Source organism: Roseivirga thermotolerans (assembly GCF_014653175.1).
In the GTDB taxonomy this organism is placed as follows: domain Bacteria; phylum Bacteroidota; class Bacteroidia; order Cytophagales; family Cyclobacteriaceae; genus Roseivirga; species Roseivirga thermotolerans.
Genome location: NZ_BNAG01000001.1, coordinates 878,804 through 902,342 on the forward strand (window position 1 = coordinate 878,804; position 23,539 = coordinate 902,342).

General features: G+C 44.5%; 21 protein-coding genes. 9 read left to right on the forward strand and 12 right to left on the reverse strand.

Annotated elements, in window-relative coordinates; all coding sequences use genetic code 11:
- Window positions 1–29: 29 nt before the first annotated feature.
- Window positions 30–1,142: a Fic family protein gene (locus tag IE164_RS03790; RefSeq protein ID WP_189628845.1), complete on the forward strand. Its 1,113-nt coding sequence runs from the start codon at window positions 30–32 to the stop codon at window positions 1,140–1,142.
- A gap of 677 nt (window positions 1,143–1,819) precedes the next feature.
- On the opposite strand, the gene IE164_RS03795 is transcribed toward IE164_RS03790, so the two are convergent.
- Window positions 1,820–3,364, reverse strand: coding sequence for a glycine--tRNA ligase (locus IE164_RS03795; RefSeq protein ID WP_189628846.1), 1,545 nt, complete (start codon window positions 3,362–3,364; stop codon window positions 1,820–1,822).
- Between the two features lie 136 nt (window positions 3,365–3,500).
- Between IE164_RS03795 and IE164_RS03800 the strand changes: the two genes are divergently transcribed.
- Together IE164_RS03800 and IE164_RS03805 are read left to right on the forward strand one after the other, a co-directional pair.
- The gene (locus tag IE164_RS03800; protein ID WP_189628847.1) at window positions 3,501–4,043 is read left to right on the forward strand and encodes a DUF2911 domain-containing protein; all 543 of its coding nucleotides are present in this window, start codon (window positions 3,501–3,503) and stop codon (window positions 4,041–4,043) included.
- 47 nt (window positions 4,044–4,090) lie between these two features.
- Window positions 4,091–4,555 carry a hypothetical protein gene (locus tag IE164_RS03805; protein WP_189628848.1) on the forward strand — a complete coding sequence of 155 codons (465 nt, stop codon included), beginning with the start codon at window positions 4,091–4,093 and terminating at the stop codon, window positions 4,553–4,555.
- A gap of 217 nt (window positions 4,556–4,772) precedes the next feature.
- Here the strand turns inward: IE164_RS03805 and IE164_RS03810 are convergent, their stop codons facing one another.
- Together IE164_RS03810 and IE164_RS03815 are read right to left on the reverse strand one after the other, a co-directional pair.
- A complete protein-coding gene (locus IE164_RS03810) occupies window positions 4,773–6,140 on the reverse strand; it encodes an amidohydrolase family protein (protein ID WP_189628849.1) in 1,368 nt (455 codons plus the stop codon).
- 13 nt (window positions 6,141–6,153) lie between these two features.
- Window positions 6,154–7,365: a bifunctional alpha/beta hydrolase/OsmC family protein gene (locus tag IE164_RS03815; protein WP_189628850.1), complete on the reverse strand. Its 1,212-nt coding sequence runs from the start codon at window positions 7,363–7,365 to the stop codon at window positions 6,154–6,156.
- 297 nt (window positions 7,366–7,662) lie between these two features.
- Here IE164_RS03815 and hemH point away from each other — a divergent pair, with 297 nt between their 5' ends.
- The gene (hemH, locus tag IE164_RS03820) at window positions 7,663–8,682 is read left to right on the forward strand and encodes a ferrochelatase (protein WP_189628851.1); all 1,020 of its coding nucleotides are present in this window, start codon (window positions 7,663–7,665) and stop codon (window positions 8,680–8,682) included.
- Here the strand turns inward: hemH and IE164_RS03825 are convergent.
- The 4 genes from IE164_RS03825 to IE164_RS03840 all read right to left on the reverse strand — a co-directional run bounded on the left by IE164_RS03825 (window position 8,679) and on the right by IE164_RS03840 (window position 11,844).
- Window positions 8,679–8,993 carry a hypothetical protein gene (locus IE164_RS03825; RefSeq protein ID WP_189628852.1) on the reverse strand — a complete coding sequence of 105 codons (315 nt, stop codon included), beginning with the start codon at window positions 8,991–8,993 and terminating at the stop codon, window positions 8,679–8,681. The two genes, hemH and IE164_RS03825, sit on opposite strands and share 4 nt — an antisense overlap.
- Window positions 8,990–10,132 carry a cysteine desulfurase family protein gene (locus IE164_RS03830; protein ID WP_189628853.1) on the reverse strand — a complete coding sequence of 381 codons (1,143 nt, stop codon included), beginning with the start codon at window positions 10,130–10,132 and terminating at the stop codon, window positions 8,990–8,992. Before IE164_RS03830 ends, IE164_RS03825 begins: the two co-directional genes overlap by 4 nt.
- Before the next feature lie 11 nt (window positions 10,133–10,143).
- Complete coding sequence (gene glmM, locus IE164_RS03835) at window positions 10,144–11,529, reverse strand: phosphoglucosamine mutase (RefSeq protein ID WP_189628854.1); 1,386 nt, start codon at window positions 11,527–11,529, stop codon at window positions 10,144–10,146.
- A gap of 84 nt (window positions 11,530–11,613) precedes the next feature.
- Window positions 11,614–11,844 (reverse strand): hypothetical protein, encoded by a 231-nt coding sequence (locus IE164_RS03840; RefSeq protein WP_189628855.1) that lies wholly within the window; start codon window positions 11,842–11,844, stop codon window positions 11,614–11,616.
- Between the two features lie 86 nt (window positions 11,845–11,930).
- Between IE164_RS03840 and mazG the strand changes: the two genes are divergently transcribed.
- The 4 genes from mazG to IE164_RS03860 all read left to right on the forward strand — a co-directional run bounded on the left by mazG (window position 11,931) and on the right by IE164_RS03860 (window position 16,230).
- On the forward strand, window positions 11,931–12,740 hold the full coding sequence (gene mazG / locus IE164_RS03845) for a nucleoside triphosphate pyrophosphohydrolase (protein WP_189628856.1): 810 nt from the start codon (window positions 11,931–11,933) through the stop codon (window positions 12,738–12,740).
- On the forward strand, window positions 12,737–14,503 hold the full coding sequence (locus tag IE164_RS03850; protein WP_189628857.1) for a chloride channel protein: 1,767 nt from the start codon (window positions 12,737–12,739) through the stop codon (window positions 14,501–14,503). Before mazG ends, IE164_RS03850 begins: the two co-directional genes overlap by 4 nt.
- A 597-nt stretch (window positions 14,504–15,100) precedes the next feature.
- Window positions 15,101–15,607 carry a TlpA disulfide reductase family protein gene (locus IE164_RS03855; RefSeq protein WP_189628858.1) on the forward strand — a complete coding sequence of 169 codons (507 nt, stop codon included), beginning with the start codon at window positions 15,101–15,103 and terminating at the stop codon, window positions 15,605–15,607.
- 11 nt (window positions 15,608–15,618) lie between these two features.
- Complete coding sequence (locus IE164_RS03860; protein WP_189628859.1) at window positions 15,619–16,230, forward strand: thioredoxin family protein; 612 nt, start codon at window positions 15,619–15,621, stop codon at window positions 16,228–16,230.
- 70 nt (window positions 16,231–16,300) lie between these two features.
- Here IE164_RS03860 and IE164_RS03865 read toward each other — a convergent pair whose 3' ends face one another.
- From IE164_RS03865 to fumC, 5 genes are all read right to left on the reverse strand, one after another.
- Window positions 16,301–17,836, reverse strand: coding sequence for a GH3 auxin-responsive promoter family protein (locus tag IE164_RS03865; RefSeq protein ID WP_189628860.1), 1,536 nt, complete (start codon window positions 17,834–17,836; stop codon window positions 16,301–16,303).
- On the reverse strand, window positions 17,836–18,567 hold the full coding sequence (gene lptB, locus IE164_RS03870; RefSeq protein ID WP_189628861.1) for an LPS export ABC transporter ATP-binding protein: 732 nt from the start codon (window positions 18,565–18,567) through the stop codon (window positions 17,836–17,838). The genes IE164_RS03865 and lptB overlap by 1 nt, the downstream gene beginning before the upstream one ends.
- Window positions 18,568–18,579: 12 nt before the next feature.
- On the reverse strand, window positions 18,580–20,283 hold the full coding sequence (recJ, locus tag IE164_RS03875; RefSeq protein WP_189628862.1) for a single-stranded-DNA-specific exonuclease RecJ: 1,704 nt from the start codon (window positions 20,281–20,283) through the stop codon (window positions 18,580–18,582).
- Between the two features lie 87 nt (window positions 20,284–20,370).
- Window positions 20,371–21,024 carry an Ezrin/radixin/moesin family protein gene (locus tag IE164_RS03880; protein ID WP_189628863.1) on the reverse strand — a complete coding sequence of 218 codons (654 nt, stop codon included), beginning with the start codon at window positions 21,022–21,024 and terminating at the stop codon, window positions 20,371–20,373.
- 48 nt (window positions 21,025–21,072) lie between these two features.
- Window positions 21,073–22,473: a class II fumarate hydratase gene (gene fumC / locus IE164_RS03885; protein ID WP_189628864.1), complete on the reverse strand. Its 1,401-nt coding sequence runs from the start codon at window positions 22,471–22,473 to the stop codon at window positions 21,073–21,075.
- Window positions 22,474–22,816: 343 nt separating this feature from the next.
- Between fumC and IE164_RS03890 the strand changes: the two genes are divergently transcribed.
- A complete protein-coding gene (locus IE164_RS03890) occupies window positions 22,817–23,512 on the forward strand; it encodes a LiaF transmembrane domain-containing protein (RefSeq protein ID WP_189628865.1) in 696 nt (231 codons plus the stop codon).
- Window positions 23,513–23,539: the final 27 nt, after the last annotated feature.

A 23,539-nucleotide genomic window follows, 5' to 3' on the forward strand; every position in this document is an offset into this window, starting at 1 on the left:
TTGAGCTATAAAAATAAAACTTATAGCTCATGCCCTGGAACTGGAAGAAAAAAGGCTGGCCTCATTTTGAATATGACCTGACTAGATTCGCTTCTTTGGAAAAGAAGTATTTACGAAATTCAGGGCTCTTAGATGGCAGCTTAAAGCACCTAGATAGCCAGGAAGATGAATCTCTGAAACTTGAACTACTCATTGATGAGGCACTTTATACTTCAGAAATAGAAGGGGAAATACTTAACAGTGATTCGCTTAAATCATCGATCAGGAAGCACTTAGGGCTTAAAACAGACATGAAGCGTGTGCCTCCGGCTGAAGAAGGCATAGCGGATATGATGGTGAGTCTTTATAAAACCTATGAGAAGCCTCTTACACATGAGATGATGTTTGAATGGCACAAAATGCTGACTCTAGGCCGTAGAGACTTGATTGACATTGGTGCTTACAGAACCCATGAAGATTCTATGCAGGTAGTTTCAGGCTCTATCAATAAGCCAAAGGTTCATTTTGAAGCTCCTCCTTCAGAAAGAGTACCGAAAGAAATGGAAGAGTTTGTTGGTTGGTTCAATCGTATGTCTACATCTGAGGAGGCCAGTCTATATCCCTTAGTCTTTTCAGGCATAACCCACCTTTACTTTGAAAATATACACCCTTTTGAGGATGGTAATGGAAGGATTGGCAGGGCACTTTCTATCAAGGCCATTTCTCAGCAAATGGGAAAACCGGCTTTGCTGGCCTTCTCAAAAGTGATTCAGCAAAATAAGAAGGACTATTACGAGGCCTTGAACAAAAACAGTTTCGACCTGGACATTAACCCATGGCTGGAATACTATGCCCAAACTGTGCTTCAGGCCCAGGAATACACGCAAAAGTTGATTGACTTTCTGATAGAGAAAACCAAGTTCTACCAAAAGTTCGACAAGCATTTGAATGAGCGCCAGGCCAAAGTGATAGACCGTGTTTTTAGAGAAGGGCTGGAAGGCTTTAAAGGAGGCCTAAGTGCCGCCAACTATATAAGAATAGCTCAAACCACTGCTTCTACAGCTACCCGGGATTTACAGTCTCTGGTAGAAATGGGGGCTTTAAAAAGGACTGGAGAAAGAAAGGCTACGAGGTATTATTTAAGCCTTGAAATTAATAAATAACACATTTAAAGGGTTGCTCTAAGACTAGATATGGAAAAGACCAATTCTCCAATTTTTGAAGCGGACATATATTACCACCATCACATAAAAGCCCCTCACTAAGCACCTATTGGATTTAATAGGAGCACTTATTTGTGCCCTTAACTATTTACTGTTCGAAATGGGGTATCCCAAATTCCTTTGAGTGGGGTTGGTTGGAGCAGGTTTTATTTCTTTCGCTAGGTGGGCTGATTATAAGCAAAAGCCAATCGCAGGAAGAATAATTGGATCATTAACCATAACTCCAGGTTTTATAGCTCTTAAAAATCAAAAATTCAAATTAGATCAACTCTATGAGTTGACTATACATTTCGAATTCTTTTACAAAAAGAAATAATACAGTGCATGGAGCTTCTATTATTTGAGATGTGGAACAGAAAATTACCTTTCCTTTCGAGAGAAGGACAATCTTCACGAATATCATTTCATGCAATGGGGGCCAGCCTCACAGCAACAACTTCTTAAGGTATTAGAAAAGATTTATGAGAATGGAGTTCCAATCAAGGAGTACATGGATGGTAGAACATACTTAGGAGAAAATCTTTCTTATGAGGAAATCCAAGCGTTCAAATCTAAATACTCATTGAAAATGAATAATTGAAGAGGAGATTCCCGCCTGCGCGGGAATGACATAAATGTTACAGTTTCCTCAACAATTCCTCCAACGCACAGCTTTCTTTCAACTTGCTTTTCAGCTCATCGATAGAAACCCTGATTTGAGACAGGTCATCTCTATCTCGGATAGTTACCGTGTTATCTTCCAGCGTATCGTAATCAACGGTTACGCAGAAAGGAGTACCGATGGCATCTTGCCTTCTGTAGCGCTTGCCGATAGCATCTTTCTCATCGTACTGACAGTTAAAGTCGAACCGCAGGTCTGATAGGATTTCTCTGGCTTTTTCAGGAAGCCCATCTTTCTTCACCAAAGGAAGTACTGCCACTTTATAAGGAGCCAAAGCCGCAGGTATTTTCAATACAGTTCTTTCACTACCATCTTCCAAAGTCTCTTCAGTATAAGACGCAGACATAATGGCCAGGAACATACGATCCAAACCAATCGATGTCTCGATTACATAAGGCACATAAGATTTATTCTCTTCCGGATCGAAGAATTGTAGCTTCTTACCAGAGTGCTCTTCGTGTGCTTTTAAGTCGAAATCGGTTCTTGAGTGAATTCCTTCCAGCTCTTTAAAGCCCATTGGGAAGTTGAACTGCACATCGGTGGCCGCATTGGCGTAGTGCGCCAGGTTAATATGGTCGTGGAATCGGTAGTTTTCTTCACCCAGACCCAATGCTTTGTGCCATGCAATTCGCTTGGCTTTCCAGTTTTCGTACCAGGTCATTTCCTCACCCGGCTTCACAAAGAATTGCATTTCCATCTGTTCAAATTCTCTCATTCTGAAAATGAACTGACGGGCTATAATTTCATTTCTAAAGGCTTTACCAATTTGTGCAATACCGAAAGGGATCTTCATTCTGCCGGTTTTTTGCACATTTAAGTAGTTTACAAAGATACCCTGGGCCGTTTCCGGTCTCAGGTAAATTTTATTGGCACCTTCTGCTACAGAACCCAGTTCGGTAGAGAACATCAGGTTGAACTGACGCACATCCGTCCAGTTCTTAGAACCGGAAACAGGGCAGGCAATTTCAAGCTCTTCGATTAAAGCTTTTATATCGGCCAGATCGCCTTTTTCCATACTGGCACCTAGACGCTGCTCAATCTCATCAATCTTGGTCTGGCTTCTCAGTACATTTGGGTTGGTGGCCAGGAACTGTGCTTCATCAAAGGCATCGCCAAATCGCTTTTTAGCTTTTTCAACCTCCTTGGCAATTTTAGCCTCGTACTTAGCCACTACCTCTTCAATCAGCACATCGGCACGATACCGCTTCTTGGAATCTTTGTTGTCAATCAATGGATCGTTGAAGGCATCTACGTGGCCAGACGCTTTCCAGGTAGTTGGGTGCATGAAAATGGCGGCATCAATACCGACAATGTTTTCATTCATTTGCACCATGGCTTTCCACCAATACTCCTTTATGTTGTTCTTTAGCTCAACACCATTCTGGCCATAGTCATAGGCCGCAGCCAAACCATCGTATATCTCGCTGGAGGGGAATATAAAGCCATATTCCTTTGCGTGACTTGTTATTTTCTTGAGCAGATTATCGTCATTCTGTGCCATGCCGCAAAGATATGGAAATCACTTTCAACAAAACCAATGGGAATTCAAAAATGAAAAACATGAATAAACCCATATTTGACCATTATTTGGCCCGTTTCTGGTGGCGACTTTTTCGAATTGGATATATTTACAGGACATGAAGAGACGGATTGTATACATTGTGGGTGCCGTGCTGTTTGTGGTTTTGGCCTATGTGGGCATAAACCAATACATGCTTTACTACACCAAACAGTTTAGCCCCGAGGCTAGCGCAGAGTATATAACCTCCGATATTTCTGTGAAGGTGTTTTACAATCGTCCTTCGAGAAAAGGCAGAACCATTTTTGGCGATTTAGTACCTTATGGTCGTTGGTGGCGCACAGGGGCCAATGAACCAACTCATATAGAGCTGAGCCGAGACATTGAGTTTGATAATGGTGCCCAACTGCCGGCAGGCAAGTATTCACTGGTAACCATTCCGAAACCCAACGAATGGGAAGTGATATTCAATAGCAAAATTCCTGATTGGGGAACCGAGTATTTCCCCGAGTTTGACGTACTACGTGTACCTGGGCAGGTAGAGCGGCTTCCCCAACCCGTAGAGGTTTTTACCATAGACTTTACAGAAGAAAATGGTCAGCCTCGCCTCACCATGGCTTGGGACGACACCAAGGTTACGGTGCCCTTTAGGGTACAGTAATTAAACCTTCTGCAGTTTTGCCCATCCAAAAGGCAAACAACAACATTATGACAAAATCTATTCAATTTATGGTGTTTGCCATTATGGTCGTGGTAAGCCAGCAAATGTTTGCTCAAACCAGTGAAAAAACGCTCTTGAAAACGGAGCAATTGGCGGTAAGGCTAGGGCTCAATGCGGAGCAAAAGGCTGAACTGGATAAGGAATTGAAAGCTGCCCAAGAGGCTCGCAAGCAGCGTATGGAACAATTCAGAACAATGCGTGAAGAATTGAGGCGCGATGCTTTTGTGGAAAGACAGGAGCAACGTGAACGAATGAAGGCTTTGCTTACACCGGAACAGTTGGCAAAACTGGAAGAGTTGAAAGGCAGACGAGGCGAAGCAATACAGCGCATGCAGAGAGAGGACAGGGGACGCCATTTCGATGGCCCACGACAGCCTATGAGGTTTAAGAGGCACATGCTCAAACGAAGAATGGAATTGAGAAAGAGCGTGCGAAAGGATGGTGGCCGCTAGCGGCTGCTTGTGAGAAGGGTGTTTCTGAAAAGGTCAGCGCGGGCCTAAAAAACCTCAGAAATTTCAGTAGTTGTTAGAAAAGAGAGGCTGCCTCAAAAGCCAACTAATTCGTCATCCTCTGTTTGATCGGGAGACTTAACCTGGATTTATACCTCATTTTAAGAGATCTCCCATTTGTGTGGGGGAATGATACTAAGCTTTTGAGACAGCCTCTTTGCTATTTCCAATCGTTTTCATTTTTGGGTCCCATGGTACCTTTTACACTATTCAGTAGTTCCTTACTGTTGTATTTAATACCTCCTTTAACCACCCACTGAACGTTTCGTGTGTGGGTTATGTCATTTAAGGGGTTGCCCGTTACCACAAATAAATCGGCTAGTTTACCCACGGTTATACTACCCAGCTTATCGCTCATCCGTAGGGCTTCTGCTCCATTGATTGTGGCAATACGCAGTACATCGGCATTGGGAATGCCAATGGCGTTTAAGGCTTCCATTTCACGATGGGCGCTAAATCCGGGAATAAACTCCCCCACAGAGGGGTGGTCAGTTCCGAGGGTTATTTTGCCGCCTTTATCGTAATACCGTTTCACAGTCTTTTTCTTTACATCAAATATCTTTTGGAACATGGCCAGCTCTTGCCGGGTGTCTTTGGTAATTTCAAAAGCATAGGGAGTGAGATACTGTCTTTCGTTGTGCCAATAATCATAGAAAGCTTTGCGGTGCCCATAGTATCCATAGGCCGTCAGCGTGGCATCGAAATATACGTTGTTGGCAATGAACCAGTCAATCTGTGCATCGATTTGTGAGGCCGTTTGCGGGTTGTTTAAATCCAGATTCTGAAGGGTGGCATAGGCCGATACGGAATCAGGTATGGCATCGCCTCCTAAAAAATGCTCTATCCTGTCAATGCCCATGCGTATGGCTTCTTTTGGGTTAACGGTGTTTCGATAGCCGGAACCCAGGTGTCCTGTAACGGTAAGGCCGTGCAAGTGGGCTCGTTCTATAAGCGCCTGTAATAGTACCGGGCTTATGCCCTTGGCCTTAAAGCCTGCAACTCCCTGTTCAGCCCAATGGTCTACGGTGGCATAGACGTCTTCTACCGTAGTGCGTCTGTCCCAAGCGGGAAAGGCCGTTCCGAAGTAGGGGCCTGAGCTATGAATTCGAGGGCCTATTTTTTCTCCCCTGTCAATAGCTCTTCGGGCTTCTAACATTACTTCCGGCTGAATTTCTCCTCCCGGAAAGGTAGAGGTGACTCCATTGGCCAGAAAGATAACGGGGTTGGCCACTACTTCATCTCTCCGCACGCCATCGAAAGTTACCCGGTAGTGGGCGTGTAGGTCAAATATGCCCGGCAAAATGTATTGGTTATCACTTAGCTCAAGAGTCTCGTACTCACGGGTGTTCTCAAGTGGTTCTCCAATGGCAACTAATTTTCCACTTCTTATGACCATGCCTTTGTTGGCCTTCATTTGCCCTGAAGGCGTGTGAAAGTAGTAACCTCCAGTAATGTAGAGGTTTTGGGCTACTAGCGAAGACTGCGTTAAAAAGAGTAATAAGCTGAGAAAGCCAATAAATCTTTTCATAACTCTGATTTGGTTAGTCCTTTAAGGTAGTATTTACCTGCAAACCATTGGTCAAAGTTTTATGAACGGGGCATTTGTCGGCTATTTCTGTTATGCGTTTGCGCTGCTCATCGGTCAGGTTGCCGGAGAGCTCCAGATAGCGGTCAATAAACTCTATTTTACTTTTTTCACTCAAATCACGAGCATCATTTGCATGGCGTTTTTCACGAGTGAGATGTACTTTTACCTCTTCCAGAGGCCATTTTTTGTGGTTGGCATAGAGCCTGATGGTCATGGCGGTGCAGGCCCCGAGTGCGGCAACGAGTAGGTCATAGGGTGTAGCCCCGAGGTTTGTTCCTCCTACTTCTTCGGGCTCATCGGTCAACAGGAAGTGTCCGCTGGCCATTATTTCTGTTTGCAGCCCCCGGTCGGCTTCGTTTCTTACCACTACCTGTTCATTGGTCTTTAGGTCTGTTTGCTTTTCAAAATCTACATAGCGCGATGCCCATGCGGCTATTACTTGCCCCACGTAGGCCGCATCTCCCTTGTTGGTGAGCAAATGATCGGCCCCATCGAGCGAAACGTAGCTTTTAGGGTGCATGGCAGAAACATAAATTTTTTCGGCATTTTTAATATCAACCACATCATCTTGAGGAGAGTGCATAATGAGCAGAGGCCTTCTGAGTTCTTTAATCACTTCCGATTTTTCGTATTCGGCCAAATCATTTACAAACTGTTTTTTTATGGTAAAGGGCCTTCCGCCTAATGAAACCTCTGCTTTGCCGGTCGATTCAATCTGCTCAATGGAGTTTTGAAACAGGTGGGTGACGTGCGTTGGGTCGGCTGGGGCACCAATGGTGGCTATCGCTTTTATATATTTGAGCTGTGCGGCAGCCATGAGCACAGCCGCTCCACCCAGGGAGTGACCAATAATGATTTGTGCTTGCTGGTAGTGTTCTTCCAGATAATTGGCTGCAGCTATCAGATCGCTGACATTGCTGGAAAAGTTAGTGTCTTCAAAGTCTCCTTCACTCTCGCCTAAGCCTGTAAAATCAAATCGCAAAACGGCAATTCCTCTGGCGGTTAAAGCACGGCTGATGTGGGTTACAGCCATCAGGTTCTTTGAGCAGGTAAAGCAATGCGCAAACAGGGCATAGGCATATACGCGCTTATCTACCGGCATTTCCAGCCTGGCGGCCAATTGTTCTCCTTCTTTGTTGGGAAATTTGAGTTTGATGGTTTTCATGTTTGCGATTGATTTGCTTCTTCAATTTAATAGAATAGCATAAGGAAAAGTTTCTTGCTCTAATCCGAACCATGTGGGAGTAAGGGTATTGTCCATCTTCATTGTTTTCAATGCAACTACCTTATTAGAAGCACTCTGGGAAGGTCAAAACTCAGTTATAGGAGGAGATTACTGATTAAGCCTAATTATATAGAGTGTGATATATCTGGAGCTGTCTGAACTGGCAGCTTCTTTCTTTTCTACCCAGCATTAAAACAAATATCTTTACGGCCTGTTTCTCCAAAAGAGATAAATGCTATGGCAAAGAACATTACGGGAGTCTTGTTAGTAAACCTGGGTACACCAGACAGCCCTTCTACCCCCCATGTGAGAAAGTATTTGCGCGAGTTTCTAATGGATGGTCGCGTTATTGATATTCCGTACCTGCTGCGAGCCATGCTTGTGAACGGTATCATTGCCCCTTTTAGGGCTCCCAAAAGTGCAAAGGAGTATGCCAAGCTTTGGGAAGACAGGGGCAGCCCGCTTAAGTTTTATGGCCTGGACGTGCGTGATATGCTTCAGGAAAAACTGGGGGCTGGCTATAAGGTGGCTCTGGGCATGCGTTATCAGAGCCCCGGCATTGAGAGTGCTTTAGAGGAACTGAGGGCTGCAAATGTGAGCCGCATTGTTGTGGTGCCCCTGTTTCCTCAATATGCTTCGGCCACTACGGGATCTGTTTCTCAAAAGGTGAATTCCATTGTAAACCAATGGCAAATTATTCCGTCTATTGCGCATATTAATCAATTCATGGATCACCCTAAGTTCATTGAGGCTTTTGCAGCCAATGGAAGATCTATGATGGCTAGGAATGACTACGACCATGTGGTGTTTAGTTATCATGGGGTGCCGGAACGCCATATCAAAAAGGGTTCTGTCGGCAACCAGTGCCAGTTAGGCACTTGCTGCAATGCCTTCCACGACCGGAATAGGTATTGCTATAGAGCACAGTGTTTTTATACCTCTCGCCTACTGGCCAAAGCGCTTGGGCTCAAGGAAGATGAGTATACAACCACCTTCCAGTCTAGGTTGGGCAAAGACCCGTGGATTCAGCCTTACACTGATGAGTTTTTGAAAACGTTGCCCTCTATGGGTAAAAAGAGGGTGCTGGCTTTTTCTCCGGCATTTATTGCCGATTGTCTGGAAACAACCCTGGAGGTTGGAGAGGAGTTTAAAGAAGAGTTTTTGGAGGCCGGAGGCCAGGTATGGGATCTTGTGCCGAGCTTAAACGATTCGCCTCTTTGGGTGGAGTGCCTTGAAGATCTGGTAAAAAAGGCTTAGTCTATCCGATAGAGCTGCTCTATTCGCAGTGTTTCTATACTGTTATTAAGAAAGGCACAGGAGGCTTGCCGATTATAAAGTTCTGCTTTCACGATTACTTCCAGTCCGTCTTCGCGATAATTGCTGGGAAGGTATGTGGGCTTATAAAGGCGTCCGTTTACATCCAAAACCCACTCGCATTCGGCCATAGCCGGTATGTCTCTCACATCTACGATAGTTCCCTGCAGCTCAACAATGTCAATTTCGCTGTTAGAGCAGGCGCAAATGAAACAGCCCAGCAGGGCTAGAACAACGGCTAGTTTGGTTTTCATGACACGGCTTCCGGAACAAGAATTTCTACCAGCTTATTAACGGTATAGTCTACCTCTTCTATTGTGTTGTACTTGCTAAATGAAAAGCGTATGCCTTGCCTGTTTGGGTCGGCCTTAATGCCATTGAGTACATGTGAGCCCTTGTTGGCTCCGCTGGAACAGGCGCTTCCACCAGAAGCCGAAATACCGTTGATATCGAGACTAAAGAGTAGCATACCGTTGTTTTCATGCGGAGGAAAGCTCACATTGAGAACGGTATACAAGCTACCTTCCGGGCTAATGTCTCCATTGAATTCTACCCCCGGTATGTTTTCGCGTAGTTTCTCAATCATTCGGGTTTTCAACGATTGAACATGTTTTTGATGGGATTCCATCTCAGCATAAGCAATTTCCAGTGCTTTGGCCAGGCCCACAATACCATATACGTTTTCCGTACCGCCTCTGTGGTTTCTTTCCTGTCCGCCACCTTCAATAAACCTACCGATAGTTCTGCTCTTGCACACGCGCAAGAAACCAACGCCTTTTGGGCCATGGAATTTGTGTGCAGCTCCTACTATAAACTGGCAATTCAGTTTTTTTAGGTCGTGCACATAATGCCCCATGGTTTGCACGGTGTCTGAATGAAAGGTGGCTCCATATTCTTTGGCCAGGTCTCCAATCTGCTCAATATCATTGATGGTGCCAATTTCGTTGTTGGCGTGCATTATGCTAACTAAAGAATTGGGATTGCTTTTTAACAACTGCTCAAGATGATCCATGTTTACATGGCCTTGACCATCGAGCTCCACATAGCTGGCTTTTACTTTTCCCTGCGCTACTAATCGCTCTACCGTATGGCCAACGGCATGGTGTTCTATCGATGTGGTAATGATATGTTTAATATCGTATGCTTCGACCGTACAACGAATAGCTGTGTTGTCTGCTTCGGTGCCTCCTGAGGTAAAGAAGATCTCGGCCGGAACCGTATTGAGTAATTCGGCCACTTTTCTGCGGGCGTATTCTATTTTTGTTCGAACCTCTCGCCCATGAGCGTGGGTAGAAGAAGGGTTGCCGTACATGTCGAGCATGAGGGGCTTCATTTCTTCAAAAACGTCCGGGTCTAATGGGGTTGTAGCGGCATTGTCGAAGTATACTTTCATGGCTCAAAAAATTAGTTGGCTACAATTTCGCGTATGTCTGACATAATTTTTTGTGCCAGATGCTCTGCAGTTGCAGCCGATTCTGATTCTGCATATATCCTTATAATGGGCTCAGTGTTCGACTTTCTCAAATGAACCCATTCTTTATCGAACTCTATTTTTACTCCATCAATGGTGTTGATGGGTTGCTTTTTATACTGCTCACGAATTCTCACCAACACTTTGTCTACATCGATTTCAGGAGAGAGGTCGATTTTATTTTTAGAAATGTGGTAATTGGGGTATTTGGCTCTCAATATGGAAATTCGTTTTCCAAACTTGGCCAGGTGGGTAAGAAATAGGGCTATACCCACTAGGGCATCGCGCCCGTAGTGTAGTTCCGGATAGATAATGCCTCCGTTGCCTTCACCTCCAATTACAGCATTAATTTCTTTCATTTTTTGCACCACATTTACCTCTCCCACGGCCGATGGCTCATATTGACCTCCGTGTTTTTCGGTAACATCGCGTAGTGCTCGTGTCGAAGATAAGTTAGACACGGTATTTCCTTTAGTTTGGCTCAATACATAATCGGCCACGGCAACCAGGGTGTATTCTTCTCCGAATACGGTACCTGTTTCATCGACAAAGGCCAGACGATCTACATCAGGATCTACCACTATGCCCAAATCGTACTTACCGCTTTCCAGCACTGAGCTTATTTGACCCAGGTGCTCAGGTAAGGGCTCCGGGTTGTGTGGAAAATGCCCATTGGGTTCGCAGTAAAGTGCTTCAACATGTTCTACCCCAAGTGCTTTAAGCAGAGGCAATACAGAAATACCTCCTGTAGAGTTTACGGCATCTACCACTATTTTAAAGTTGGCCTTTCGTATGGCTTCCACGTCTACCAGGGGTAGAGCTAAAACCATCTCTATGTGTTTTTGTATGTAGCTGTCGTTGGTGGTTACCTTACCCAGCTTTTTTACTTCGGCAAATCGGAAATTATCCTTTTCTGCAAGCTCCAGTACTTCTTTTCCGTCTTCGCCACTGATAAACTCTCCCTTGTCGTTGAGTAGTTTGAGGGCATTCCATTGCACCGGGTTGTGGCTGGCCGTGAGTATAATTCCACCGCCTGCTTCTTCAATAGGCACAGCTATTTCAACGGTCGGAGTAGTAGACAGTCCGAGGTCTACCACATCAATACCCAGGCCAACGAGTGTAGCCGATACCAGATCGGAAATCATTTGGCCGGAAGGGCGTGCATCTCTACCAATAACGATTTTTCTTTTTCCGGTTTTTTCTACAACCCAAGATCCAAAAGCGGCAGCAAATTTTACAGCGTCAACCGGAGTGAGGCCCTCACCTACTTTACCTCCGATGGTTCCTCGTATTCCAGAAATAGATTTTATGAGTGTCAAAGTCCTATCGTTTTAAGCAGCGTCAAAATTAGTAAAAAGCACCTAACAATAGGGCCTTTTGCCAAGAGATGTACAGTGGGGTATTTATTTGAATTTGGCCAGTACTTTGTCTACTTCATTGTCAGGATTGCCACAGGCTTCTCCGGCTTTTACATCTTTACCACAAAAGCCGCATTTTACTCCTTCTTTGTTCAGGAAGGGACTTTGCGATGCACAGGTGCCTTTAAACTCTCCGTTTTTGAGCAGAAGCAATCTAACGGACATTCCAACAAAAAACAGTGCGACTAATACCAGCGTGAGAATTAATGTTGTCATTATCGACTAATTTGATGCAAATTTAACATTACTGGCTGCATAACACTACCTTTGCGACATAAGTTTCGACTCCATTTTCCGGACCAATGATTGAACCTCCTAAAGATTTACGCAGAAAAGAAAAGCTGGCGGCTTTTGACCGGCTGCTTACTATAATGGACGAACTTAGGCTTAATTGTCCGTGGGATAAAAAACAGACCCTCGAATCCATCAGGCACCTTACTATAGAAGAAACCTATGAGCTCTCTGATGCAATCCTGAACCAGAATCTGGATGAGGTAAAGAAAGAAATAGGTGATCTGATGTTACACATGGTTTTTTACTCTCGAATTGCCGATGAACAAGGGGCTTTCGATGTGGCAGACGCATTGAATGCGATTTGCGATAAGCTGGTGAACAGACATCCGCATATTTATGGTGATGTGGAGGCCAATGATGAGGAGGCAGTAAAAGCGAACTGGGAGAAAATAAAACTTAAAGAAAAGGGTAATCAATCGGTACTGGGCGGGGTTCCTCAATCGTTGCCAGCATTGGTTAAGGCCGTGAGAATTCAGGATAAGGCACGAGGCGTAGGGTTCGATTGGGAAAAAAAGGAGCAGGTTTGGGAAAAGGTAGAGGAAGAAATGCAGGAGTTCAAAGAAGAATTCAATGCTGAGGAGGGCGAGATTGATAAGGAGCGGGCAACATTGGAGTTTGGCGACTTGCTTTTTTCTCTGGTTAATTACGCCAGGTTTATAGACATAGACCCCGAGGAGGCCCTGGAAAGAACCAATATTAAATTCATCAAGCGATTCCGGTTTTTGGAGGAGGAGTCTAAAAAAGATGGTAAAGATATCGGTGAGATGACTTTGGCCGAAATGGATGAGTATTGGGAAAAAGCCAAACAGTTGAAATGAGCTTTAAGCAACTACTAGCTAAATTTTTGATTTGGCGTATTCGCCACTTGAGCACAAGAAACTTTGTGATCATTGTTGGCGGATTGGTGGGTATAGTTGGTGGCGTGGCGGCCGTTTCGTTAAAAAGCGCAGTTCACTTTATTCAAGAGCTGATAAAGCATACCAATATAGATTATTCCTACTTGTTCTTTCCTGTATTGGGTATTGTTATTACCGCCCTTCTGGCCAAGTATTTACTCAAAGAGCAGTTGGGTCATGGTATTACCACTATTCTATTCTACATCTCCAAAAAATCGAGCATTATTCACCGGAACAAGATGTTTAGCCGAATGATTACTTCGGGTATTACAGTGGGCTGTGGTGGTTCGGTGGGTTTGGAGGCGCCTATTGTGGTTACGGGCTCGGCCATTGGCTCTAACATTGCCCGCCTGATGCACCTCAACTACAAACAGCGTACGCTAATGATTGGCTGTGGAGCTGCAGCTGCCATTTCCGGCATATTTAACTCTCCTGTGGCCGGGGTGATATTCAGCATAGAGGTTATTCTTACAGACATCACCATCGGTACCTTTATTCCCCTGCTTATTGCTTCGGTACTTGGCTCTATGGTTTCCATGTTGCTTTTAGGCGATGATGTGCTTTTTTCATTTGAACTTACAGACCCTTTTCTGGCTTCAGACTTTGTTTTCTTTCTATTGTTAGGGGCTATTTGCGGTTTGGTGTCTGTGTACTTTACCCGTACCACATTGTGGACCGAAAAGGCAATTTCGAGGGTTAAGCAGGTGTTTCCGAGGGCATTGCTCGGAGGTCTGGCACTCACGGTTATTATTTTTGTGCTGGCACCTCTTTATGGCGAAGGCTATGATTCTATAAAGCTCATATTGCAGGGGCGTGCTCAGGAGATTGTGGCTTCGAGCGCTCTTTTTTCTCAATTTTCTGATCCCTGGTTCATTGTCATATTTGGCTTGGCCATTCTGTTGCTTAAACCTGTGGCCACCGGGTTAACCATTGGTGCGGGAGGAAATGGTGGAATCTTTGCGCCTTCTTTATTTATTGGCGGTATTACAGGTTTTATCTTTTCTCAGGTAAACAACTTGCTCAATACCGGGCACAGTATATCCATTTCAAATTTTACACTGGTAGGCATGTGTGGAGTAATGAGCGGGGTACTGCATGCTCCTCTTACAGCTATATTTCTTATAGCCGAAATTACCAGTGGCTATACCTTATTTTTGCCATTAATGTTGGTTTCGGCCGTGGCCTATAGTACCAATAGCTATTTCGAAAAATACTCATTCTATACCTCCAAGCTGGTCAAGTCGGGCGACTTTATACCGTATGATAAAGACAAGCAGGTGTTAAGCCTGATTAGCATTGAAAAAATGATCGAGAAGGATTTGCTCACTATTCATCCGGAGCAAACTCTGGAAGAACTGGTTGGTTTAATTAAGAAGTCCAGAAGAAATATTTTTCCTGTGGTCAACGAAAAGAATGAGCTCAAGGGCATTATTACGCTCGATGATGTGCGCGAAATTATGTTCGATCCGCAATCTCAAAAAAGTGTAATTGCACAGTCCCTTATGCACAGGCCGCCCGAAACCGTACAGTCCGATGAGAAAATGGAAGAGGTAATGGCAAAGTTTGAGAAGACAGGAGCCTGGAACCTTCCTGTGATAGACCACGGCCAGTATGTGGGAATAGTCTCCAAGTCCAGAATCTTTAATGCGTATCGTACCAAGCTGCGCAGACAACACAAGGAGTAGGTTCAGTGATGCGTACTAACCTGTTCGTTTACAGAGTGTTTTTAAGGGCTCTTCGCTGCATAATTCAAAAAATTCATGAAAGTTATCAACAAGAATTAGAATGAACGGAAGCTATGTAAGTTTCTGAAAAACAGCCGCTTATATGGGGCCTGTGGAAAACTGTGGATAACTGAGTCAAAATGTGGAAAAAAATAGGCTATTTTTTTTGATTCTTTTTTTTGTCTAAAACCCATTCGCTCAAAGCCTCCCTGAACAATGTTTTTTTGTTTAACAAATCAGCCCATTCATTCAACAGGAATTTTCATGTTCATTTCTATAAACACGGCTCTATTGAGAATGGAGGGAGCAGAACGAAAAGTTGTCTATGTTAAGACAACATTAACTTAAAATGTTACAATGGTAAAGCATTGGAGAAAATTTTTGAGTGGCGTTTTTCCCGGTCTGTCTTTCATGGAGGTGACTATTAAAAAAGTACAATTCCAAAAATTTGAGTTTGCGCGTATGTACATCCATATTTTCTAAGTTTCCAACCCTGGAGCCCTTTCGCTCGTGTAAAACTTGTTGTTGAGATCGAATGGGCTTATGACCTTTCTGTCTATGAAATCGAGAAGTAGTGCATATCCCCTAACCCTGGCCTGGGCTCTATTGCTTTGGTCTGCATTGGCCTGTTCTCCTCAGGGCGAGCAGCGGCTTGAGGTGGTAAAGTTCGATGCTCTTGATGAACTGATTAATAGAGATTCGGAGCAACTGGAGGTGATTAACTTTTGGGCAACTTGGTGCAAGCCCTGTATTAAGGAATTACCTTACTTTGAAGAACTACACTCAGAAAATGAATCGGTACATGTCACACTGGTATCATTAGATTTTGCCGATGAATTCGAAAAGAAAGTGGTGCCATTTGTTGACTCAAGAGGGCTTAGTGCCGATGTGCTCCTGCTTGACGAAATTGACTACAATGCTTGGATAGACCGGGTAGACCCATCGTGGAGTGGAGCCATTCCTGCTACTTTATTGATTAATCACCGTACCAATAAAAGACGGTTTGTTGAAAAAGAACTTACTAAAGAAGAACTTGAGTCAATAATCTCAGAATTAACAAATTAAACCATATCAACATGCAGTTTCTAAAAACAGTTGTTTTGGCCCTTACGCTGGTGTTTGCTACCACAGGCGAACGTATGGAAGGGCTACAGGTTGGCGACAAGGCTGTCGACTTTAACCTGAAGAATGTAGACGGGAAGATGATTTCTCTCAAAACCAACAAGAATGCCAAAGGCTATATTCTTGTATTTACCTGTAATACCTGCCCGTATTCAGTGATGTATGAAGACCGCATTATTGCTTTACACAAAAAATATGCTGAGCAGGGATATCCGGTTTTGGCTATTCAACCCAATGACCCACAAAAATCTCCGGGCGACTCTTTTGAGAACATGCAAGTGAGAGCCAAAGAAAAGGGGTTTCCTTTTCCCTATGTGATGGACGAAACCCAGGAGGTAACCAAAACTTATGGAGCTACAAATACCCCTCATGTATATGTGCTTAACAAAACCACCGGTGGCGACTTTAAGATAGAATACATAGGAGCCATTGATAACAATAGCCGTAATGCCGAGGCGGCCAGCAAACGTTATGTAGAGGAAGCTCTGGATAACCTGATTGGTGGTGGAGATGTGCCTATTACAACCACCAAAGCTATTGGCTGCACCATTAAGTGGGGCGAGTAGTACTACAACTCATTGCATAAGGGGGCATTTCAAAAACGTATTCCGAAACAAGTTTTTGAGGTGCCCTTTGCTATTGGCTGAACTCAGAAGAATTGATGAGCTCCAGAATATCGTCCAGGTATTCCCGGGTGTTCGATAGCCTTGGTACTTTGTGCTGACCCCCCAGCTTACCCCTTCTTTTCATCCATTCATAAAAGGTGCCTGGTTGGGCCTGGTGTACAATGGGTAGGCTAAGAGCAATACTTTTATGTCGTTTGGCATCGTAGTCGGAGTTTATACGCCTTAGGGTGGCATCGAGCACGCGGGTAAAAGTTTCTAAATCGGAAGGTGATTTTTCGAATTCAACAATCCATTCATGGGCCGCATTTTCATTTTCGCCAAAGTACTTTGGCGCTGCCGTAAAGTTGTTTATTTGTGCTCCTGTTTGCTCACAAGCTACTTCTATGGCCTTTTCGGCATTTTCAACCACCACTTCTTCTCCAAAGGCATTAATAAAGTGTTTGGTTCTACCCGATATTTTAATCTTATAAGGGCTGGTGGAGGTAAACACAACGGTATCTCCAATCTTATATCGCCAGAGCCCCGCGTTGGTCGATATGAGCAAGGCATAGTGTTCTCCTACCTTTACATCGCCCAGGCCAATCACTTTTGGTTCCTCCTTATGAATCTCTGCATAAGGAATAAACTCGTAGTAAATACCATAATCCAGCATAAGCAGCATATCGTCTGAGCCCGGCTCATACTGTATTCCGAAAAAGCCCTCTGAGGCGTTGTAGGTTTCCATATACCTCATTTTTTCTGAGGGGATAAGGTGCTGGAAAATGCTTCGGTAAGGGCCAAAAGCTACCGCTCCATGAAAGAAAACTTCCAGGTTTGGCCAAACCTCAGTTATGTCTTTGGCACCTTTTAGTTCAAGAATCTTTTGCAACAGCACTATGGTCCAGGTAGGAACACCAGAAATGCTGGTCACATTTTCATCCATGGTTACTTCGGCCATCTTCTGAATTTTGGCCTCCCATTCGTCCATCAGAGCAATGTCGAGAGTGGGGGTTCGTACGAAGCGTGTCCAGTAAGGCAGGTTAGACATAATTACAGCCGATACGTCTCCATAAAACGACTCGCTGTTGCTGTCGTGTTGGTTTACTTGCTGGCTGCCTCCAATGGTTAAGCCTTTTCCGTCAAAGAGCCGTGTATCCGGAAAGTGATTGCAATAAATGGACAGCATGTCTTTGCCTCCTTTAAAGTGACACTCCTCCAGGGCTTCATAAGAAACGGGAATGAACTTGCTTCGGGCGTTGGTAGTGCCAGAAGATTTGGCAAACCATTTGACATCGGAAGGCCACAACAGGTTTTGTTCTCCTGCCATGTTGCGTTCGATGTAAGGGCTTATTTCCTCATAAGAGAAAAGAGGAATTAGCTTTCTGAATTGCTCAGGGGTGTGTACATCGGCAAAGCCGTGTGTACGTCCAAATTCGGTGTTGCGTGCGGTGGTTATTAGTCGTTTAAACAACTCTTCCTGCACTTCCAGAGGGTATTTGATGAAAAGCTCAATTTGATGCATTCGCTTTTTCATCACCCAGGTTAGGATGGAGTTGATGATGGCCATTAGATTTTCCTTTTCAGTTCAAAGTGTTGTCCAAGATACACTTTTCTTACCTGTTCATCGGCTGCCAGCTCTTCGGCTGTACCGGCCTTCAGTAGTTTACCCTCAAACATTAAATAGGCTCTGTCTGTAATGGAAAGAGTTTCCTGCACATTATGATCTGTTATGAGGATACCAATATTTCTGTTCTTTAGCTGGGCAACAATACTCTGTATCTCCTCAACGGCAATAGGGTCTACCCCAGCAAAGGGTTCATCGAGCAGCACAAACTTTGGGTCTACCGAGAGGGCTCGCGCAATCTCTGTTCTTCTTCTTTCTCCCCCGGAAAGAACGCGCCCCAGGTTTTTGCGAACATGGGTTAGGCTAAACTCTTCCAGCAGAAACTCCATTTTATCTTTTTGTTCTGCTTTGCTGAGCTTTGTCATTTCGAGCACAGCCATTATGTTTTGCTCTACGGTGAGCTTGCGGAAAACAGAAGGTTCCTGGGCCAGATAACCAATACCCAGTTGTGCTCTCTTAAACATGGGTAGCGGAGTAATGTCTTCTTTGTCCAGGTAAATGGCTCCCTCATTGGGTTTTATAAGCCCGACAATCATGTAAAAAGTGGTGGTTTTTCCGGCACCGTTGGGGCCAAGTAAACCAACAATTTCTCCTTGATTTACTTCTACAGAGATATTGTTTACTACTTTTCTTTTCTTGTAGGTCTTAATGAGGTTGTCAGCGCTTAGCTTCATTTTCCTGTTGGGTTAATCGTCAAACTTAATGTCTTTGACAAAGAGTTGGAGGCTTTTTAGTCCTCTGAATTCATTTTCTTCTACAGTAAAGGCCATGTGAAACTTGAGCCCGCAATTCACCAGGTCATAATAATCACCAAGGCCAAAACCAATGGCATCGAAAGCAACATTGGTGCCCGGTTGTTTTACCGTGAATTTTAAATGCTGTTCTTTTAAAAGTTTAACATTTGTGGCCTGTACATGCTCTACCACAAACACGGGCTGCATGTTTTGAGGGCCAAATGGCGCCATTTGTGAAATTATATTGAAGAACTTCCGGTCTATTTCGTTCAGCTTTATAATTGAATCTATGTGAATTGAAGGAATGAGTTGCTCCGGGGTAATGTGCTTGGCTACTACTGCTTCGAACTTTTTGCGAAATGCCTCTACATTTTCGATCGACATGGTTACACCGGCCGCATACATATGCCCTCCGTATTGGTCGAGCAAGTCGGAACACTCGCTGATGGCCGCATAAATATCGAAGCCGTCTACCGAACGAGCGGAACCGGTGACCTTTTCATTGGATTCGGTGAGAATCACCGTTGGTCTGTAAAACTTTTCGATGCAGCGGGAAGCTACTATTCCAATTACCCCTTTGTGCCAGTCTTCTTTAAAAAGTACAGTAGCTTTGGCATTGGCAAACTCCTCGTTGGTACTGATCATTTGAATAGCCTCTTCGGTAATGGTGCTGTCAAAGTCCCTTCTGGCATCGTTCTTATTATTAACCATTTCGGCCAGCAAGTTGGCTTCTTCTTCGTTGTTAGCCAGTAATAGTGCTACGGCCGATCCGGCATGATCCATTCTGCCGGCCGCATTGATGCGGGGCCCTATGCCAAATACTATTCCGGAGATTGTAAGATCTTTGTTGGTTTTGCAAAGGTCTATTAGCGACTTGAGTCCGGGTCTGGGCGATCGGTTAAGCTTTTTAAGCCCAAAGTGAGCCAGTATTCGGTTTTCGCCAGTAATTGGTACTATATCTGAGGCTATAGAAACGGCCAGCAAGTCTAAGTAGGCCCAAAGCTCTTTCATATCGATACCACTTTGCAGACTAAACCCTTGCAACAGCTTAAAGCCAACTCCGCAGCCGGATAGTTCTTTGTAGGGGTAAGGACAGTCGTTTCTTTTTGGATCTAAAACAGCATAGGCAGGGGGTAGCTCATCGCCAGGAGTATGGTGGTCGCATACTATTACATCGATGCCCAATTCTTTGGCGAGTTGAATTTTTTCGTAGGCTTTAATGCCACAATCCAGTGTTACAATTAGCGAATAGTTATTTTGGGCCGCATAGCGAATACCTGCTTCGGAAACCCCGTAGCCTTCTTTGTAGCGGTCGGGAATATAGTATTCCAGTTTATTGTAAAATCTGGAGAGAAAGCCGTAAAAGGTGGCTACGGCAGTAGTCCCATCCACATCATAATCACCATATATCAGAATGCCCTCCTCATTACCAATGGCCTCGGTGAGCCGGTTTACAGCCCGATCCATGTCTTTCATGAGAAATGGGTCGTGAAGCTGCTCCAGGCTGGGTCTAAAGTAATCCCTGGCTTCTTCAAAGGTGTTTATGCCTTTGAGTTGAATTAGTTTGGCCAGGGTTTCGCTCACGCCCAGCTCCTGCTGAAGGGTATGCACGGCTTCACCATCAAAATCTTCCTGAATAATCCACCGTTTCTGCATTCGTTAAAATTAAGGGATAATAGGCTATCAGTACAAAAAAAGCAGTGCCATCTGATGACACTGCTTTTCAGATTGGCTATTTCGTTATTAGTTAGAACCGGCCGGTTCTTTAATTACATCTTTCAATGGAACTCGCTGCCCGTCTCTGTAAGGAACAATCCAGGCATCTTCTACTCCCATCTCTCTCAGATATCTTTTAAGCACATTGGCATCTTCATAGTTTCGGAAGTTTCCGATCACATACTTTCGAAGGTCGTCTGCTCCCTCCTCGGCAAATTCTTTGGAGGTCCCGGCATATTTCTGAAGATCTATTTTTCGGAAAGCACCTACCTGTACTTTGAATACCACGCCTTTAGAGAAGTCTTCTCCATTAATAATGTCTGGATTATAGGCGGGTTGTTGTGGTTTTGCTTTGAGGTTTTCAATTTCGTTTTGAGCCGCCTGGTAAGCTGCCTGCATACGGGTAACCTGCTTTTGCAAATCACTGATTTTCTCGTCTTTTGAAGAAACCTGAGCCTCCAATGAGCTGATTTCGCTTTCCATGCTGGCTATTTTAGCCTTGTTGCTGGTGTTCTCTTCATAGAGAATACGGAAGTCTTCAGGAGACATTTTCTTCTTCTTTTTCTTCCACTCTTTAAGTTCTTTCTTGGTTAGTGGACGGGTGTCTGAGGTTTGGGCTACAGTGAGCCCCGCTACCATTACACCCAACAGAAGAGTTAATATTGCCTTTTGCGCTTTCATGAGAGTCGGTTTTTCAAGTTCAATATATGACAAATTAGCGGAATCTTATCAGCTTTTCAAACTGCCGATCATGTCTTCCGGTCTCACCCACTCGTCAAACTCTTCGGCTGTCAGGTAGCCAAGATTCACGGCCTCTTCTTTTAGTGTGGTTCCGTTTTCATGGGCTGTTTTGGCAATTTTGGCCGCCTTCTCATAGCCTATTTTTGTGTTCAGAGCGGTTACCAGCATTAGGCTGTTATTCAGGTGCTGCTGAATGTTTTTGTAGTTGGGCTCTATACCTATGGCACAATTGGCTTCGAAAGACACACAGGCATCGCCTAGTAAACGAGCCGATTGCAGTACGTTGTATGCCATTACCGGCTTAAACACGTTTAGTTCGTAGTGCCCCTGGGTGCCACCAACAGTTACAGCCACATCGTTGCCCATTACCTGCGCGCAAACCATGGTCATGGCCTCGCACTGTGTGGGATTTACTTTGCCGGGCATAATTGAGGAACCGGGTTCGTTTGAAGGAATAATGATTTCGCCAATGCCTGACCGCGGGCCGGAAGCCAGCATTCGGATGTCGTTGGCAATCTTATTAAGCGATACAGCGAGTTGTTTGAGTGCACCATGCGTTTCTACCAGGGCATCGTGAGCGGCCAGTGCCTCGAATTTATTTTCTGCCGAAACAAAGGGAAGTCCGGTAAACTGGGCTATTTTTTTGGCTACCAGATCAGCGTAACCCTCCGGGGTGTTTATTCCTGTGCCTACGGCTGTGCCCCCCAATGCAAGTTCAGAAAGGTGATCGAGCGTATTGCGCAAGGCTTTAAGTCCATGGTTAAGCTGCGATACATAGCCTGAAAACTCTTGCCCAAGGGTAAGAGGAGTGGCATCCATTAGGTGAGTACGGCCAATTTTCACCACTTTCATAAAGGCATCCGATTTGGCCTTTAGCGTATCTCTGAGTTTTTCGACTCCGGGAATAGTGGTTTCTACAATCATTTTATAGCAGGCAATGTGCATGCCTGTAGGGAACGTGTCGTTAGACGATTGCGATTTGTTCACATCGTCATTCGGGTGAACCAACGGTTTGCCTTCGCCCAGTTTATTACCGGCCAAAACATGCGAACGGTTAGAAACCACTTCATTCACGTTCATGTTCGATTGCGTACCAGATCCTGTCTGCCAAACTACCAGCGGAAACTGATCATCGTGCTTGCCCTCAAGAATCTCATCACAAACCTTAGAAATCAGATCTCTTTTCTCTTCAGAAAGAACGCCTAGCTCACAGTTGGCATGGGCTGCGGCTTTCTTCAAGTAGGCAAAGCCATAGACCACCTCTAAGGGCATGCTGGCTTCCGGGCCAATTTTAAAGTTATTTCTTGAGCGCTCGGTTTGAGCTCCCCAGTATTTATCGGCAGGTACCTGAACCTCGCCCATGGTGTCTTTTTCTATTCTGTATTCCATAGTGTTTGCTTTTTTCAGAGGAGGCCAAAATTAGCTATAGAAAGCATGGAATTGAAATGATTTTACCAGGAACTTGAGGTAGACAGGTGGGCTGCCTTTTAGTGGCTGAGGAGTTGCATTTTACCGATGGGGCGTCTCGTAAATATTTTTTTGTCGAGTCGTTCCGAAGTTTACCGATGCCAGGCGTCTGTTTACCGAATTCTATCATCTTCAAGCTTCAGGTTCAGCGTACATTTGAACAGTCAAAAACAACAAACAACTCTTTGGATTAAGGTTGGTCGCCTTAAGAGCCCAAAGGCAAACTCAAAATAAAAACAACAACACTAATCAAATGGAAACGAAAATGGATAGACGCGTATTAATTGGTACTTTGTTTCTGGTTATAGGAGCAGTACTCACGCTGGACAACCTGGATATATTCGATATCGACTTGCCCTGGTATCTGTACCGGTGGCACACTTTTCTGGTTGTCATAGGTATTTTTATGGCTACCGTAAGAGAAAAGGTAGGCTTTGGTGTAACGCTCATTATAGTAGGAGGTGTCTTTCTGCTGGGCGAAATGGCCGACTACTACAGGTGGGACTTTGAGATCGAAGATATTTTCAGATTGTGGCCGCTCGTTTTTGTAGCTATAGGAGCCTCACTCATCTTTAAAAAGGCACAGCACCGCGATTACGAAAAAAAAAATATTAGCGGAGACCTCGACTTCGTTGATGAACTGGCCGTCTTTGGAGGAGCCGAACGAATGGTTACCTCAAAAGAATTTAAAGGCGGAAAACTCACCTCTATTTTTGGAGGAACAGATTTAAATCTCATTAACGCAGACCTAAGCCACGGCACGAATGTTTTGGATGTATTTATATTATTTGGCGGTTGCGATATTCGTGTACCTGCTGACATGAATGTGAAGGTTAAGGTTACGGCCATTTTTGGTGGATTTTCTGATGAACGAAAAATGATTGCCGAGAATGAAGCCAACGAAGGAAAAGAGCTCATCGTTCAGGGGCTGGTTCTCTTTGGAGGTGGTAGCGTAAAGTGATTTAGGGGCCTCTTTGATTGAAGAGGC

What these genes read in the sequence shown, in the direction of transcription:
- IE164_RS03810 (WP_189628849.1), bottom strand. Translation starts at nt 6,140, where the DNA reads ATGAAAAGATTTATTGGCTTTCTCAGCTTATTACTCTTTTTAACGCAG.
- IE164_RS03790 (WP_189628845.1), top strand. Translation starts at nt 30, where the DNA reads ATGCCCTGGAACTGGAAGAAAAAAGGCTGGCCTCATTTTGAATATGAC.
- IE164_RS03855 (WP_189628858.1), top strand. Translation starts at nt 15,101, where the DNA reads ATGAAATCGAGAAGTAGTGCATATCCCCTAACCCTGGCCTGGGCTCTA.
- IE164_RS03860 (WP_189628859.1), top strand. Translation starts at nt 15,619, where the DNA reads ATGCAGTTTCTAAAAACAGTTGTTTTGGCCCTTACGCTGGTGTTTGCT.
- recJ (WP_189628862.1), bottom strand. Translation starts at nt 20,283, where the DNA reads ATGCAGAAACGGTGGATTATTCAGGAAGATTTTGATGGTGAAGCCGTG.
- IE164_RS03800 (WP_189628847.1), top strand. Translation starts at nt 3,501, where the DNA reads ATGAAGAGACGGATTGTATACATTGTGGGTGCCGTGCTGTTTGTGGTT.
- IE164_RS03865 (WP_189628860.1), bottom strand. Translation starts at nt 17,836, where the DNA reads ATGGCCATCATCAACTCCATCCTAACCTGGGTGATGAAAAAGCGAATG.
- mazG (WP_189628856.1), top strand. Translation starts at nt 11,931, where the DNA reads ATGATTGAACCTCCTAAAGATTTACGCAGAAAAGAAAAGCTGGCGGCT.
- lptB (WP_189628861.1), bottom strand. Translation starts at nt 18,567, where the DNA reads ATGAAGCTAAGCGCTGACAACCTCATTAAGACCTACAAGAAAAGAAAA.
- IE164_RS03825 (WP_189628852.1), bottom strand. Translation starts at nt 8,993, where the DNA reads ATGAAAACCAAACTAGCCGTTGTTCTAGCCCTGCTGGGCTGTTTCATT.
- fumC (WP_189628864.1), bottom strand. Translation starts at nt 22,473, where the DNA reads ATGGAATACAGAATAGAAAAAGACACCATGGGCGAGGTTCAGGTACCT.
- IE164_RS03880 (WP_189628863.1), bottom strand. Translation starts at nt 21,024, where the DNA reads ATGAAAGCGCAAAAGGCAATATTAACTCTTCTGTTGGGTGTAATGGTA.
- IE164_RS03795 (WP_189628846.1), bottom strand. Translation starts at nt 3,364, where the DNA reads ATGGCACAGAATGACGATAATCTGCTCAAGAAAATAACAAGTCACGCA.
- IE164_RS03805 (WP_189628848.1), top strand. Translation starts at nt 4,091, where the DNA reads ATGACAAAATCTATTCAATTTATGGTGTTTGCCATTATGGTCGTGGTA.
- IE164_RS03840 (WP_189628855.1), bottom strand. Translation starts at nt 11,844, where the DNA reads ATGACAACATTAATTCTCACGCTGGTATTAGTCGCACTGTTTTTTGTT.
- IE164_RS03850 (WP_189628857.1), top strand. Translation starts at nt 12,737, where the DNA reads ATGAGCTTTAAGCAACTACTAGCTAAATTTTTGATTTGGCGTATTCGC.
- hemH (WP_189628851.1), top strand. Translation starts at nt 7,663, where the DNA reads ATGGCAAAGAACATTACGGGAGTCTTGTTAGTAAACCTGGGTACACCA.
- IE164_RS03830 (WP_189628853.1), bottom strand. Translation starts at nt 10,132, where the DNA reads ATGAAAGTATACTTCGACAATGCCGCTACAACCCCATTAGACCCGGAC.
- IE164_RS03890 (WP_189628865.1), top strand. Translation starts at nt 22,817, where the DNA reads ATGGATAGACGCGTATTAATTGGTACTTTGTTTCTGGTTATAGGAGCA.
- IE164_RS03815 (WP_189628850.1), bottom strand. Translation starts at nt 7,365, where the DNA reads ATGAAAACCATCAAACTCAAATTTCCCAACAAAGAAGGAGAACAATTG.